At 69.0% G+C, this 15048-nt stretch carries 13 protein-coding genes; 8 read left to right on the top strand and 5 right to left on the bottom strand.

Annotation, left to right across the window (positions count from 1 at the left end; genetic code table 11):
• Nucleotides 1-46: 46 nt before the first annotated feature.
• Nucleotides 47-1339 carry a TIGR00341 family protein gene (locus HTZ84_RS18745; protein WP_174682062.1) on the bottom strand — a complete coding sequence of 431 codons (1293 nt, stop codon included), beginning with the start codon at nucleotides 1337-1339 and terminating at the stop codon, nucleotides 47-49.
• 144 nt (nucleotides 1340-1483) lie between these two features.
• Here HTZ84_RS18745 and HTZ84_RS18740 point away from each other — a divergent pair, with 144 nt between their 5' ends.
• Both HTZ84_RS18740 and engB read left to right on the top strand, forming a co-directional pair.
• Entirely contained in the window at nucleotides 1484-1957 is a 474-nt protein-coding gene (locus HTZ84_RS18740) for a hypothetical protein (RefSeq protein WP_174682061.1), read from the top strand.
• 51 nt (nucleotides 1958-2008) lie between these two features.
• Nucleotides 2009-2626 (top strand): GTP-binding protein EngB, encoded by a 618-nt coding sequence (gene engB / locus HTZ84_RS18735; RefSeq protein ID WP_174682060.1) that lies wholly within the window; start codon nucleotides 2009-2011, stop codon nucleotides 2624-2626.
• Between the two features lie 180 nt (nucleotides 2627-2806).
• Here the strand turns inward: engB and HTZ84_RS18730 are convergent, their stop codons facing one another.
• Together HTZ84_RS18730 and HTZ84_RS18725 are read right to left on the bottom strand one after the other, a co-directional pair.
• Complete coding sequence (locus HTZ84_RS18730; protein ID WP_174682059.1) at nucleotides 2807-3808, bottom strand: LLM class flavin-dependent oxidoreductase; 1002 nt, start codon at nucleotides 3806-3808, stop codon at nucleotides 2807-2809.
• A 79-nt stretch (nucleotides 3809-3887) separates the two neighbouring features.
• Nucleotides 3888-4397: a GNAT family N-acetyltransferase gene (locus HTZ84_RS18725; protein WP_174682058.1), complete on the bottom strand. Its 510-nt coding sequence runs from the start codon at nucleotides 4395-4397 to the stop codon at nucleotides 3888-3890.
• A gap of 203 nt (nucleotides 4398-4600) precedes the next feature.
• Between HTZ84_RS18725 and HTZ84_RS18720 the strand changes: the two genes are divergently transcribed.
• Nucleotides 4601-5755: a polysaccharide deacetylase family protein gene (locus tag HTZ84_RS18720; protein WP_174682057.1), complete on the top strand. Its 1155-nt coding sequence runs from the start codon at nucleotides 4601-4603 to the stop codon at nucleotides 5753-5755.
• A gap of 105 nt (nucleotides 5756-5860) precedes the next feature.
• Here the strand turns inward: HTZ84_RS18720 and ddh are convergent, their stop codons facing one another.
• Nucleotides 5861-6790, bottom strand: a complete 930-nt coding sequence (gene ddh, locus HTZ84_RS18715) for a D-2-hydroxyacid dehydrogenase (protein WP_174682056.1) — start codon at nucleotides 6788-6790, stop codon at nucleotides 5861-5863.
• Nucleotides 6791-7017: 227 nt separating this feature from the next.
• Nucleotides 7018-8595: an NUDIX domain-containing protein gene (locus HTZ84_RS18710; RefSeq protein WP_174682055.1), complete on the bottom strand. Its 1578-nt coding sequence runs from the start codon at nucleotides 8593-8595 to the stop codon at nucleotides 7018-7020.
• On the opposite strand from HTZ84_RS18710, the gene HTZ84_RS18705 reads away from it, so the two are divergent.
• The 5 genes from HTZ84_RS18705 (at nucleotide 8594) to HTZ84_RS18685 (ending at nucleotide 15044) form a co-directional block, all read left to right on the top strand.
• The gene (locus tag HTZ84_RS18705; RefSeq protein WP_174682054.1) at nucleotides 8594-9109 is read left to right on the top strand and encodes a metallophosphoesterase family protein; all 516 of its coding nucleotides are present in this window, start codon (nucleotides 8594-8596) and stop codon (nucleotides 9107-9109) included. The genes HTZ84_RS18710 and HTZ84_RS18705 overlap by 2 nt on opposite strands.
• 99 nt (nucleotides 9110-9208) lie before the next feature.
• Nucleotides 9209-9754 carry a ribbon-helix-helix protein, CopG family gene (locus HTZ84_RS18700; RefSeq protein WP_174682053.1) on the top strand — a complete coding sequence of 182 codons (546 nt, stop codon included), beginning with the start codon at nucleotides 9209-9211 and terminating at the stop codon, nucleotides 9752-9754.
• A 208-nt stretch (nucleotides 9755-9962) separates the two neighbouring features.
• Entirely contained in the window at nucleotides 9963-11168 is a 1206-nt protein-coding gene (locus HTZ84_RS18695; RefSeq protein WP_174682626.1) for an Nramp family divalent metal transporter, read from the top strand.
• 4 nt (nucleotides 11169-11172) lie between these two features.
• The gene (locus HTZ84_RS18690; protein WP_217468243.1) at nucleotides 11173-13332 is read left to right on the top strand and encodes a hydantoinase/oxoprolinase family protein; all 2160 of its coding nucleotides are present in this window, start codon (nucleotides 11173-11175) and stop codon (nucleotides 13330-13332) included.
• Entirely contained in the window at nucleotides 13329-15044 is a 1716-nt protein-coding gene (locus tag HTZ84_RS18685) for a hydantoinase B/oxoprolinase family protein (protein WP_174682052.1), read from the top strand. Before HTZ84_RS18690 ends, HTZ84_RS18685 begins: the two co-directional genes overlap by 4 nt.
• Nucleotides 15045-15048: the final 4 nt, after the last annotated feature.

Here is a 15048-nt window from a genome sequence, read left to right as displayed (position 1 = left end):
CGGAGTCGGAGCGAGCGCGAGAGCGAAATCGATCAGAATGGGCGGCTCAGCGCTCGAGGAGCCCGACGTACCTGACCTGGACGTCGACCTCCTCGTCCGTGTGCTGGTTGATCCGCTCGTGTAACCGATCGGCCAGCTCGGGCGGCGCTTCGCCTGGCGGGCCGCCGACGGTGACGACGACGCGTTGCGGCCCGATGAAGGGATAACTCTCGTCCATAACCACGTCGAACTCGAGGAGCTGGTACTCGGCGAACTCCTCCTCGGAGAGGACGCGTTGGGCCTCGTCGTTGGCGTTTTCCTCGAACGTCGAGACGGTGTACGACGAGTAGGTGATGGCCCCGAGGAAGACGGCGAAGACGAGGACGATCACGGCCAGTCCGAGCACTCGCCTGCGAACGCGTTGTTCCGTCTCGCCGAGCGAGAACAGGTTTTCCGGGCGATAACCGGCCCACCACAGCGTCAGGAGCCCGGCGAGATTCACCGAGAGCACGTTTACCAGTACGAGCACGGTCGCGCCGATGGCGGCGGCGGGTTCGCCCCACGCGATCGCGATGCCGGCTGCCGCGGCCGGCGGGATCAACGCCGCCGCGATCATGACGCCGACCAGGGCGACGGCGGTTCCCGTCGCGATGCTGATGATCCCCGCGACGCCGGCGCCCAGCGCGATCGCCAGCGAGAGCAGGTCCGGCGCGAGCCGCTCGGAGATCTCGCCGACCGTGCTGATGTTGAGCCCCGGCGGCACGATGTTGGTTACCCTGACTAGCAGGGCGAAGATCGCCGCCGCGCCGATCGCGAGGACGATCCCGAGGATCTGGTAGACGAGGCTCTCCTTGAACAGTTCCTCGTCGTCGATCACCGAGCCGACGCTCAGCCCGAGCGCCGGCCCGATCAGCGGCGCGATCACCATCGACCCGACGACGACGGCCGGCGAGTCGAGGAACAGTCCCGCGGTGGCGACGACGGCGCTGATGACCGTCATAATCACGTAGACCGCGAACGTCGGCGTCAGCGAATCGGCCTCGGACTGCAGCTCTTGTCTCGAGATGCGGTCGGTCTCGACGTCGCCGTTCTCGTACTCCTCGCGGAGAGCCTCGAAGCGCCGCGAGACGACCGTCTCCGCGTCGACGACGACCGTGTAGGCGTCCTCGTCGACGCCCACGTCCTGGAGCTCGTCGAGCACCGGTTCGACGGCCGGATCCGGCAGCGGGAAGTAGACGACCGCGGTGTACCCCCGATTGCTCTCCTCGTCGGTCAGGACGTAGTCGATCCCCCGGTCGTCGAGCTCCTCGAGGATCGTCTCCCGCTTCCCCGTCGGTACCGTCAACTGAACGAGCCGCACGTAGGTGGGTGAGTACCCCCGGGCTCATAACTTGGGGCGCTTTCGCCGCGCAGGCGTCGGGTTTCACCACGACGGATCGATCGCAAACCGGCGCCGACCGATCGAACCGATAGCTACTTCCGCCGATCAATTCAACCCACAGACATGATTCGGCGCTTCGCTCCGTGGTTTGGCACGGGGCTGCTGGTCGTGACCGGCGGATATCTGGCCGCGTTCGGACGCGACGCGGTCGCGGACCCGATGACGGCCGTGCTGCTGGCCGGACTCGTCGTCGCCGCAGTCCTATCGATCGTCGGCGGCGTCCGCGAGGCGGTCGCGCTCGGTCCGGTAACACTCCCGTGGAACGTCCTCGTCGGCACCGCGGACGTCCTCGCAGCGCTCGTCGTCGCCGTCTCGACCGTTCGAAGCCTTTGGGACGGCGGCGCGACCACGGCCCAGTTCGCGGACGCGGCGCTGCTCGTCGGCTGTAGTTCGATCGCGTGGTTCGGCGTCCAGACCGCCCGCGACAGCCGTCACGTCGACCTCGAGGCGTCGCCGTCGCGGACCCGACTCGTCGCGACCGCCGCGCTCGCGGTCGCGTCGATGGTCGGCGGCGTCCTCGTCGTGACGGTCGTCTAGTCCGCGGGGCCGATCACGACGTATAAACCCGCGACGCCCCTACGACGGCGTATGTTCGATACGCGTCCCGACCGCGAGGCGGAAGTCGTCCTCGTCGGTCGCTCGAACGTGGGCAAGTCCACGCTCATGCGCGAGATTACGGGGCACAAGTTCGACACCGGCGGCAAACCCGGCGTCACGCGCCAACCAAACCACTACGACTGGGCGGCCGAGGACTTCGTCGTCACCGACCTCCCCGGCTTCGGCTTCATGAGCGGGGTCGACGAGGAGTACCGCGAGGCGATCAAGACCGACATCGTCCAGTACGTCGAGGAGTACGCCGACAACATCCTCGTCGGGGTTCTGGTCGTCGACGGCAAGAGCGCCGTCGATATCATCGACCGTCACTCCGGCCCCGACGAGATCCCCTACGACGTCGAGATGTTCCACTTCCTGCGGGACGTCGACGTCCCGACCGTCGTCGCCGTCAACAAGATGGACAAGGTCGACGAGAAGGACGAGCGCCTGAACGAACTCTGCGACCGGCTCGGACTCTACCCGCCGTGGAAACAGTGGCAGGAGACCATCGCGCCGATCACCGCCAAGAACGGCCAGATCAGCTCCCTCAACGAGGCCGTCCGCACCCATCTGCACGAGCAGAACCGGGACGATCTGTTCAAGTTCTTCTAACGAAATTTCACTCTGCGAGCGCGACTCCGTCGCGCTCTCGGCAAAATTCCGATCAAAAGCACTCCTCCCTCCGTTCCGAGCGCGCCGCGCTCTCCACGTCGGTCGTCGGCCCGCTCGCTCAGCCGTTGGCCTCGCTCGCGCCCGTGAATTGCGCTCACCTCCGCTACTGAACGGGTATCGTCACAACGCCGGCGCGACCTCGGTTCCGAGGCGTTCGACCGACTCGAGCAGTTCGTCCGTTCCGATGCCGGGACAGTACGACCGGAAGATGACGTGGACGTCGTCGCCTAATTCCTCGCGGTAGTCCGCGAGTTCCTCGCGAACCTGCTCGGGCGTCCCGAAGATCGCGTCCTCTTTCAGTTCCGCTTTCCGCTCGTCGGACAGGGCGTCGACCGACTCGTCTTCCATCCAGTCGGCGTACTTCCGTTGCTGGTAGAAGTAGCCGTCTCGCATCGTTTCCCACGCGTCAGCTTTCGAATCCCCGACGAACCCGTATCGAATGAGATACGTCGTGAACTCGCCGTCGATCCCCTCCTCGTCGCGGACCCGTTCGATGTCGTCCATGCGCGTTCGGACGTCCGCGAGCGACAGCATCTCGTTGGCACACCAGCCGTCGGCCAGCCGGGCCGCGCGCCTGACGGCGGGTTTCGCGAGTCCGCCGAGGACGATCGGCGGGGACTCGTCCGGCGTCGGCGTGACTTCCGTCTCGGGATCGATAGCGTGGTACTCGGGGTCGTACTCGAGCGGGCCGGGTTCCCAGGCGTTTCGCAGGACTGCGATGGCGTCTTCGGTCCGCTCTACGCGCTCGGCTTTGGGAATCCCGAAGTTCTCGAACTCGCGGTCCCAGTAGGCGATCGAGAGGCCGAGCGTCAGCCGATCGTCCGAGAGCGCGGCGATCGTCGCGGAATCTTCCGCGAGTCGGACCGAGTCGTAGAAGGGCGCGAGTGCGACGGCCGATCCGACCTCGATATCGTCCGTTCGTCCCGCGAGCGCGCCCAGCGTCGGAATCGTCCCCGACAGGTAGCCGTCGTCGGCGAAGTGATGTTCCGAGGTCCAGACGCTATCGAGTCCCGCGTCGTCGGCCGCCTCGCCGAGACGTAAGAGTTCCTCGTAGATCGCCGCGGTCGAACGGTCGTCGTCCGGTCGCTGCTGGGCGGTGAGGAGACCGAGTCCGATATCCATACGCGATCGTAGGGCCACCACGGTCGAAAAGCACCGGGTAGCATCGTCCTGCAGCGAACGACCCGGCCGAATCGGCGTCCTACACCACTGCCTTTCGCATCTCCAGACACGCCAGCGCCACGCCGTCTTCCATCTCGAGGCGAACCGTCTCGACGCCCGCGTAGCCCTGTCGCTCGTAGAACCCGACGGCGTTTCTCGAGGCGGTCAGCACGAGCGACTCGAGGCCCGCATCGCGGGCGGCCGACTCGAGCGTCTCGAGGATCGCCCGACCGATGCCCCGGCGCGCGTGATCGGGGTGGACGTAGACGGCCCCGATTTCGCCGGTCGACGGATCGCCGCGGCCGGCGGGCTCGCAGTCGAGCAGGCCGAATCCGACGACGCCGTCGGCCTCGTGGTCGGCGACGACGACGCGGAATCCGTCCTGCTCGAGCGGGTACCGCTCGGGATGGACGTTCGAGAGCCACGCCCGGACCTGCTCGTCGTCGTACCCGTCGCTGCCGAGGACGCGAATCGACGCCTCGTGGACGGCGGCGATCGACGCGGCGTCTGCGGACGTCGCCTCGCGGAGCGAGAGCCGAGGGAAAGTCATCGTCGGACGTAGAACGCGGTCGGCGAACAAATCGGGCTCGGACCGAACCCCGAATTCGCCCGTTCTACTGCACTTAACCGTATAATAATAACGGCCCGAGATCTCGAAGACGAGATCATGGACAGTCGCGTACGGACCGATCGATCTACTCCACTGCTTCGGCGGAACGAACGCACTACGGGCGACGATCGAGGTTGCCGACCATGAGCGGTTTCGGCCGACGAGACGTCTGCCGGCTCGGCGCGGCGGGCGCGTTGACGGTGGCCGGACTCGGGACCGCCGGCACCGGAGCGGTCGTCGGTTCCGCCGGATCGGACACGAACGGTCGCGTCGTGTTCGTCTACGACGATAGCTGGCGCGAGGACTGGACGGACACGTTCCCCGTCCATCAGGACGAGGGCGTCCCCGCCTGTAGTGCGGCCGTCGTCGACCACGTCGACACCTCATGGGGGCTGCTCCCGGAACACCTGCGGGAAATGGAGGACGCGGGCTGGGAGATCATGGCCCACACCGCGAGTCACGTCGCGGTCGGCAACCTCTATCTGACCGCGCCGGCCGCGGCCGGCGACGAACGGCTCTATCTCGACGGGAGCTTCCTCGCCGAATACGAGGGCGAGGAGATCGTGATCAGCGACGGCGATCGAACCGTCGAGAACGCCGTCGCCGGCGGCGACCGGGACGACACCGGCATCTACCTCGACCTCGCGGAGCCGATCGGCGAGTCGTTCGACGCGGAGACCGCGTACGTCCGCTTCACCGAGGACCGGATCCGAGACGAGGTCGTCGGCTCGAAGGACGCGCTCGAGGAGTTGGGCGTCGAGGTCGACGGGTTCGTCTCGCCGTTCGGTCGCAGCGACGGGCTGGTCGAGGACCTCGTTCGGGACCACTACGCCGCGTTCGCGAACCGCGGCGGCGACGGAGTGAACGCGCTCGAGGGACTCGATCCGCACGCGCTCGGTCGCTCGAGCATCGACGGGCACGCGGTGAGCGAAGCCGAGATCGAGGCCTTCTTCGACGACGTCGCCGCGAACGACGCCCTCGGCATCGCGGTCGGTCACAGCCAGTTCGACGAGACGACCCCCGAACGGATCCGGTTCGCGATTCGGGCGGCGAAAGAGCGCGACCTCGAGATCGTGACGCTTCGAACGGCGCTGGCCGATCTCGAGGACCGGGCGGGGGACGGCGACGGGACCGCCGCGGATCCGAGTGAGAGCGACGAGACCGACGGAGCCGGTGGAGAATCCGACGAGAGCGACGACGATTCGCTGCCGGGATTCGGGGTCGCCGGCACGCTCGCCGGCCTCGGTACCGCAGGGTATCTCCTCTCGAATCGGCGACGCGACGACGAGCGATCCTGACGAGGTCGAGCGCGGTCGCGACGGTCGGTCTCGTGGGTGCCGCCGTCTCCCGTCGGTCCACCGAGCACTGAGTCGGACGACGATCGGCCGTCACCCGAGCGCTGGTCAGACGACGCGGTTGTGGAATTCTTCGCCGGACTCGAGCCGCGAGACGTTCTCGCGGACGATGTCACCGACCGCCCGGAAGTAGTCCTCGGTGAAGGCGGCGCAGTGGGGCGTGACGATCACCTCGTCCAACTCCCACAGCGGCGACTCCTCGGGGAGCGGTTCGGTCTCGAAGACGTCCAGCGCCGCACCCTCGATGGTCTCCGACTCGAGGGCGTCGATCAGCGCCGCCTCGTCGACGACCGGGCCGCGGCCGACGTTGACGAAGTAGGCGTCCGCGCGCATGGCCTCGAAGACGTCGGCGTCGACGAGGTGGCGCGTCTCGTCGGTCAGCGGCAGCGTCACGATCACGAACTCGGCGTCGGTGACGGCCTCGAGCAGGTCGTCTGTCGCGTAGACCTCCTCGAAGCCGGGGACGGGCTCCGCGGAACGGCGGACGCCGGTGACGCGGACGCCGAGCGAACCGAGCACCTCGGCGACGCCGCTTCCGAGGGTGCCGGTGCCGAGCACGCAGGCCGTGGTCCCGGACAGCGTGAAGCCCTCGTCCCACTCGGGCTGGTCCCAGCGCCGTTCCTGTTGGTTCGCGACGTGGACGTGGAGCCGCCGCGCGAACGAGAGCAGGTAGCCCGCGACCGTCTCGCCGACCCATCGGTCGTGGATGCCCGTGCTGTTCGTCAGGATCACGTCGTCGGCTTCGAACTCGTCGAACGGAAATCGGTCGACGCCAGCCTGAATGGAGTGCACCCAGTCGACCTCGAGGAACGCCTCGCGGTGCTCTAAGGTGACCACGGCGTCGCAGGCCGCGATCTCGTCGTCGCCGATCACGCCGACCGCGATCGGCAGGTCCGAGAGATAGTCCGCGAGTTCCGACGGCGGAAACACCGCTTCGACCGAGTCGTGTACGCCGAGGCGCTCGAGTTCGAACTGCATAGCCGGCGATACGCTCGAGCCGGAGTTGAAGGTTTGGTCGAACGGCAAGATGCGCCAACGGTGCTGCGGAGATCGACTACGGCGAGATTCGAGCGGTCGCTCTCGAAGCGAATCGACACCTATCGCGACACTGCGCACTTGTCGTCGAACGAAGTGGCGGCTCGGGGAAAATCCTCGTCACAAGGGGCTCGGAGGGGGTAACACTTCGTCACGGCCGCCGGGAGTCGCTACTCCCTCGAAAGGTTTCGGTCTGTCGTTTCTCGGCCCGTCAACTCGCTATCGGTTCGCCACGTCTCGAGCCCTCGCAACTCTTCGACCACGTCCCCGACGTCCGCCGCCTCGAGCGCGCCGCGCTCGGTGACGATCTCGTCGACGCAGTCGGCGGGCGTCACGTCGAAGGTCGGGTTCAGCACGTCGACCGCCGCCTCGCCGTCGTAGACCGCCGATCGATCGCCGGACTCGAGGTTCACGCCCTCGCGCGTCGAGACCTTGTCGGTGGCGGCCACGACCGAGACCGGCACGTCCTCGCGGGCGGCGGCGATCGCCAGCCCGCGGGTGCCGGTCTTGTTCACGACGGCACCGTCGGGGAGCACCGTGTCGGCGCCGACGACGACGCGGTCGACGCCCTCGCTCGAGAGGACGTGCGCCGCTGCCGCGTCGGTGTGGACCGCTACGGGGCAGTCGACGTCGTCGCTCGCGGCCAGCGCTTCGGCCACGTCGAGCCCTTCCCGGGCCGGCCGGGACTCGGCGACGAACACGCGGGACGGGTCGCCGTCGCGGAGCGCCTCGAAGACGGTCCCGGACCGCGAGAGCGTCATGACGGAGCCGTCGATCCGCTCGCCGGCGTTCGCCGCGGCGTCTTCGTCGGCCGCCAGCGCGCGGTCGACGTTCGACAGCGCCGACTCGAGGACGCGGGGCGCACCGGCAGCGGCGTCGTCACCCTCTGCGCCGTCGGTCGCCTCGGCCATCACCCGGTTGATCCGGTTCCGAAGAACGGCCATCGAGGGGCGCGCCTCGAGCAACCGACCGGCGAGTTCGGCGAGTTCGTCCCACTCGCCCTCGGGATCGGCGTCGGACTCACGGGTTCCCCGTTCGTCGTCCCGAGGCGACGACGTCGCCTCGCCACGCTCGGCGACGAGCAGTCCCGCCCGATCGCGCAGCACCTCGAGCGCGCGGATCGACAGCGAGGCGGCGCCGTGTTCGTCGTCGGCCGCGATCGAGCGGACGGTCGGCGCGACGCGCTCGTAGGCGGTCCAGAGTTCGGGGACCGTCACGTCGATTTCGTCTCCAGCGGCGGTCTCGTGCGCGTTCTCGGCGTCCAGCCCGGACTCGAGGTCGAGCATCGCCGTCGGGGCAACCCACTCGACGGCGTCGTGTTCCTCGCTCAGTTCGATCTCGCGGGTCTCGCAGTCGAACAGGTACGGGTGGACGACCCACTCGCGTCCGAGGTCGGCGTCTTCGAACTCGACGGGGCGTCCGGACCGGACGAGCGAGACGTCGGCGGCCTCGAGGCCGGTCTCCTCGCGGATTTCGATGAGAACCTGCTCGTCCGGTTGCCCCTCCGCGAACCCCGACACGCCGCCCCATTGGCCCCGATACGTCCCGACGGCGTCGCTGCGTCGCAACAGCAGGACGTCGCCCCGGTTTCGCAGGAAGGCGGTGACGACGTGCGCTACGTCCGATTCGTCGCTGGCGGACTCGTCGCCGTCGCGATCGCGCCCGGAGCCCGGTAACTCGCTCATACGCGAGGCAACGGCCGCCCGGAGGGAATCGCTTTCGGGACCGGACGCCGTACCCTCGTCCATGGCACGGTCACGCGTCGCGATCGTCTCCGATACGCACGTCCCCACTCGAGAGCGATCGATCCCCGACTGGGTCGTCGACGAGATCGAGCGCGCCGACCACGCGATCCACGCGGGGGATTTCGACTCGAACGAGGCCTACGAGCGGCTGGTCGACCTCGCGGGCGGCCCCGCGAACCTGACGGCCGTCCGCGGCAACACCGATCCCGCGACGATCGACGTCCCGACGACGGCGACCCTCGCAGTCGACGGCGTGACGTTCGTCGTCACCCACGGCACCGGGTCGCCGCGCGGCTGGCACGAGCGCGTCGTCGAGACCGCTCGAAGCGAAAGAGACGGAGACCAGGACCCCGTCGCCGTCGCCGGCCACACCCACGAGGTGGTCGATACGACGGTCGACGGCGTTCGGGTACTCAATCCCGGGAGCGCGACCGGCGCCAGCCCCGCCGACCGCGCGACGATGCTCGTCGCGACCGTCGAGGACGGCTCGCTCGCGGTCGAAGAACGGACCGGCTGAGCGCCGCGACGGAGCGCCGAGGTAGCGGAGTGGTCGAGTGACTGTCTTCGCGCCGGCAAATCCCGTGAACTATACCCGTTTCGCGTTCTACCTCGTGGCATGACCGAACGTGTCACGGTATCTCTCGACGAAGACTCGCACGCGGCCCTCGAGACGCTGCTGTCCGAGACCAACCACGGACAGAGCGAACTCGTTCGCCGGGCGCTGACGTTCTACGCGGCGAACTTCGAGGCCGCGAGCGGCCGGCCGAGCGACAACTTAGAGCAGTACTACCGGATGCTGACCTCCGGCGAACACGTGCTGTTGGACGTCGACTTCCTCCACGCCTTCCTCGAGCACTGCTACGACGGCGGCGATCCGGATCCGGAGTTCGTGGCGGCGGCCGACCGCGTCTCCGACTACCACGCCCGCGAGTACGCCCAGCGGTTCGAGAGCGTCGGCGAGGTGCTCGAGTGGCTCTCCTTCTGTGGCTTCCTCGAGGTGCGCCGCGAGGAGGACGACGTCTACCACATCGTCTTCCCGTCGGAAGCGATCCGCTGGTTCATGACCCGGTTCCTCGAGCGCAGCACCGTCGACATGCCCACCGAAATCGAGATCGAACGGGGCGTCTCGAAGGTGATCGTCACCGAAGGCGGAGGCGACTGAGGTTCAGCGGCCTCGGCGAACGAGTTGCAGTCGTGTTCCCTCTTCCCTTCGCGTTCGGGCACCGAACGGCGGATTCGAACATCGATCGAACGGCTTCATACGATTTCATACGATGGTCGAACGGGGTCGAGCGAGTCGTCGGCTCGTGTGTGCGATTCTTAACAACCATTTTGGTCCTCTCGCCGAGGGTCATATGTGTACACGTATCATGGGCATTGTAGACCGACTCAAGGCGATCGGGCCCGGAGCGCTGGTGGCGGCGGCGTTCGTCGGACCGGGAACCGTCACGACCGCGAGCGTCATCGGCGCGGAGTACGCGTATCTGCTCGTGTGGACGATCGCGTTCTCGATCCTGGCGACGATGGTGCTCCAGGAGATGAGCGCGCGGCTCGGCCTGATCACGAAGGAGGGACTGGGGGAAGCGTTTCGAAACGAGTTCTCGAACCCGCTCGCGAGGGGCGTGACGATCGCGCTCGTCGTGAGCGCGATCGGGATCGGGACGGCGGCGTTCCAGACCGGCAATATCGTCGGCGGCGCCGCCGGCCTGGCGACGATCACGGGCATCAGCGAGAACATTTGGGGCCCGATCATGGGGCTGGTCGCCGCCGGCCTCCTGTGGACGGGCAGCTACAAGTTGATCGAGCGGGTCTTCATCGGTCTCGTCATCGTGATGGGCCTGGCGTTCGTGCTCAACGCGATTATCGTCCGTCCGGACCCGACGGCGCTCGCGGGCGGCCTCGTGCCGACGGTCCCCGAGGGCTCGGCGTACCTGATCGCCGGTCTCGTCGGGACCACCGTCGTCGGCTACAATCTGTTCCTGCACGCGAGCACCGTCCAGGAGCGGTGGGACGGCGCCGCGGACCTCGCGGAGTGTCGGACTGACACGATCGCGATGGTCGCCGTCGGCGGCGTCATCACGACGGCGATCGTCGTCACCGCGGCCGCGGTGTTCCCCGAGGGAACCCAGATCAGCGACGTCGGCGAGATGGCCGACCAACTCGAGCCGGTCTTCGGCGGCTACGCGCTGACGTTCTTCGCGATCGGCCTCTTCGCGGCCGGCTTCACGAGTTCGATGAGCGCGCCGCTGGCCGGCGCCTACGCCACCGCCGGCGCGCTCGGCTGGGAGCGCGACCTCAAATCGACCCGCTTTCGCGCGATCTGGCTGACGATCATCGGCATCGGCATCCTCTTCTCGGCGCTGGACTACAACCCCGTCGAGGTCATCGTCTTCGCGCAGGTCGCCAACGGGCTCCTGTTGCCCATCCTCGCGGTCTTCCTCATCTACGCGATGAACAACGACGAACTGCTCGGCGAGTACACGAACAGCACCCTCCAGAACGTGCTGGGCGGACTCGTCGCGGTCGTCGTGATCGGTATCGGCCTCCGAACGCTCTACGACGTCTTGCTCCTTTGAACGAATGACAGAGACGAACTCGAACCCGAAGACGGACAACGCAGACGAAACGCGAACCGCATCGACCGCCGAAACGGACCGCCGTACGCTCCGCACCGACGGCGGCGCGCCCGCCTCGAGCGACGGTGGCGGCGATAGCTCCGAATCCGCCGACGGCGCCACCCGAATCGGCGTCGACGTCGGCGGGACGTTCACCGACGTCGCTCTCTCGGTCGAGGACGACCTCGTCACCGCGAAGGTACCCTCGACCGATCCCCAGCACGTCGGCGTCCTCGAGGGCCTGCGCAAGGCCTGCGACGACGCGGGGATCGACCCCGCCGAGATCGACGAGTTCGCCCACGCGATGACCGTCTCGGTCAACGCCCTGCTCGAGCGCGGCGGCGCGAAGACCGCCCTCGTGACCACCGCGGGCTTCCGCGACGTCCTCGAGATCGGCCGGCAGGACCGCCCCGATCTGTACGACCTCGAGGCCGAGAAACCCGAGCCGCTGGTGCCCCGAGAGCGGCGCTTCGAAGTGAGCGAGCGGACGACGGCCGACGGCGTCGAGGAGGCGGTCGATCCCGACGAGGTCCGAGACCTCGCGGCGACGCTGCGCGAACGGGACGTCGAGGCCGTCGCGATCTCGCTGCTGCACGCCTACGCCGACCCCGAAAACGAGGAGCGCGTCGTCGAGACGCTGCGGGAGGAACTCGACGTCCCCGTCTCCGCGTCCCACGAGGTGCTCGCGGAGTTCCGCGAGTTCGAGCGCACGTCGACGACGGCCGTCGACGCCTACGTGCGGCCCGCGATCGACCGCTACGTCGGTCGGCTGGTCGAGGAATCCGAGGACGCCGGCGTGCCGGCGCCGCGGATCATGCAGGCCAACGGCGGCATCGCCGACCCCGAGACGGTTCGGGACCACGCCGTGACGACGACGCTCTCCGGTCCGGCCGCGGGCGTCGTCGGCGCCGCGGCGACCGTCGACGACGAGGACGTCGAGGGGCTGGTCACCTTCGACATGGGCGGCACCTCGAGCGACGTGAGCCTCGTCCGGGACGGCCGCGCGGAGCGGACGACCGACGCCGAGATCGACGGCCTCCCGATCCGAACGCCGATGGTCGACGTCAACACGGTCGGCGCGGGCGGCGGCTCGATCGCCTGGGTCGACGCCGGCGGCGCGCTCCGCGTCGGGCCCCGCTCCTCGGGCGCCGACCCGGGCCCCGCCTGTTACGGCAAGGGCGGCACCGAACCCACCGTCACCGATGCCAACGTCGTGCTGGGCTACATCGGCCCCGAGACCGCGCTGGGCGGCGAGATGACCCTCGACGTCGAGGCGGCCCGCGAGGCCCTCGAGCGACTGGCCGACGAGGCCGGTCTCGAGAGCGCGCTCGAGGCGGCCCGCGGCGTCTACCGCGTCGCGAACGCGACGATGACGCGGACGATCCGCTCGGTGACCGTCGAGCGCGGTCACGACCCCCGCGAGTTCGCGCTCGTCGCGTTCGGCGGCGCGGGTCCGATGCACGCCGCGACGCTGGCCGACTCGCTCGAGGTCGACCGCGTCGTCGTCCCGCGACCGGGCGGGGTCCTCTCGGCCTTCGGCCTGCTCGCGGCCGACGAGAGCTACGACGCCGTTCGGACGGTGGGCGCGGATCTCGCGACCGCCGATCCCGCGAATATCGAGGCCGTCTACGACGACCTCGTCGCGGACGTCCTCGCCGACGCCTCCGACCCCGACGCGGCGCGGGTCGAACGCGCGGCCGACTGCCGCTACGCGGGCCAGAGCTTCGAACTGACCGTCCCCGCCGACGAGGAGTTCGACGCGGAGACCGTCGCAGAGCGGTTCCACGAGGCCCACGAGCGCGCGTACGGCTACGCGTTAGACGAGGCCGTCGAGGTCGTCAACCTCCGCGCGACGGCGACCGTGCCGGGATCGGAGCCGACCGTCCGCCACGAGGGGCCGGGCGACGCGCGCGTCGGGACGCGGGAGGCCCACTTCCCCGGCGCCGGCACCGAGCCGCGGCAGGCGACGGTGTACGACCGAGACCGCCTCGCGGCCGGGTCGACGGTCTCCGGTCCGGCGATCCTCGAGCAGGCCGAGAGCACGACCGTCGTCCCGCCGACCTGGGCGGGCGAGATCCTCGCGGACGGCACCCTCGTCATGACGCGAGGGGGTGATTCCCAATGACGCCAGATACCAACGAGACCGCGGACGCGACGACCGAACCTGACGAATCGAACGCGACGGACGCCGACGGCATCGATCCGGTGACCCTCGAGGTGCTGCGCAACCAGCTCGAGAGCGTCGCCGAAGAGATGGGCCAGACGCTGATCCGCGGCGCCTACTCGCCGAACATCAAGGAGCGCCGGGACTGCTCGACCGCCCTGTTCGACGCCGAAGGGCGGATGATCGCGCAGGCCGAGCACATTCCCGTCCACCTGGGCGCGATGCCCGCGGCCGTCGACGCCGTCCTCGAGTACGACCCCCAACCCGGCGACGTGTTCATCCTGAACGACCCCTTCCGAGGGGGGACGCACCTGCCGGACGTGACGATGGTGTCGCCGATCGCGCCCGGCGTCGACGGCGCGGACGGTGCGGGCGACGAGAGCGATATCGTCGGCTACGCGGTCTCGCGGGCCCACCACGCCGACGTCGGCGGGATGACCCCCGGCAGCATGCCCGCCGGCGCCCAGGAGATCTACCAGGAGGGGCTTCGCCTGCCGCCGACGCGGATCGTCGAGGGCGGCGAGCCCCGGGAAGAGGTCCGCTCGCTCGTGCTCGCGAACGTCCGCAACCCCGGCGAGCGCCGCGCCGACCTCCGGGCCCAGCAGGCGGCCAACGAGCGCGCCGAGGAACGCCTCGCCGCGCTGTTCGACGAGCACGGCCGCGAGACGGTCCTCGAGGGATTCGACGCCGTCATCGACTACTCGCGCGAGCGGATCGAAGACGAAATCCGGAAGCTTCCGGACGGCACCTACGAGGCGACCGATGTCCTCGAGGGCGACGGCGTCACCGACGAGGACGTCGAGATCACGGTCGCGGTCACGATCGACGGCGCGACGATCGACGTCGACTTCGCGGGCACCGACGGCCAACTCGACGGGAACCTGAACGCGCCGCTGGCCGTCGCGAAGAGCGCGGTCTACTTCGTCGTCCGCTGTATCACCGATCCCGAGATCCCGCCGAACCACGGCTGTTACGAGCCGGTCGACGTCCGCGCGCCCGCAGGGACGCTCTTGAACCCCGAGTCGCCCGCCGCCGTCGTCGGCGGCAACGTCGAGACCAGCCAGCGCGTGACCGACGTGGTCTTCACCGCGTTCGCCGAGGCGGCGCCCGACCGCGTGCCGGCCCAGGGACAGGGGACGATGAACAACCTGACCATCGGCGCCCGCGACGGCTCCTTCACCTACTACGAGACGATCGGCGGCGGCTTCGGCGCGCGAGCGGATCGCGACGGGATGGACGGCGTCCAGGTCGGCATGACCAACACCCTGAACACGCCCGTCGAGTCCCTCGAGACCGAGTATCCGCTCCGGGTCGAGCGCTACGCGCTCCGGCCCGAAAGCGGCGGTCGCGGCCGCCAGCGCGGCGGGCTGGGCCTCGAGCGCACCGTCACCGTCGAGCAGCCGGCGACGGTGTCGCTGCTGACCGAGCGCCGCCGTCACGCGCCAAAGGGCGTCGCCGGCGGCGAGAGCGGCGCGACCGGCGAGAACCTGATCGACGGCGAGGAAGTCGCCGCGAAGACGACCGTCGACGTGGCGGCGGGAACGACCGTGACCGTCCGAACGCCCGGCGGGGGCGGCCACGGCGATCCCGCCGAGCGCGACGCGGACGCGCTCGAGGCGGATCGCGCGGCCGGGAAGACGACCGACGCGGACGGCGAGGGAGACGGGGGGTGAGTGA

It is taken from the genome of Haloterrigena gelatinilytica (assembly GCF_013342145.1).
In the GTDB taxonomy this organism is placed as follows: domain Archaea; phylum Halobacteriota; class Halobacteria; order Halobacteriales; family Natrialbaceae; genus Haloterrigena; species Haloterrigena gelatinilytica.
The sequence above is the reverse complement of the archived record's forward strand: the minus strand, read 5'-3'. Positions and strand labels throughout refer to the sequence as shown.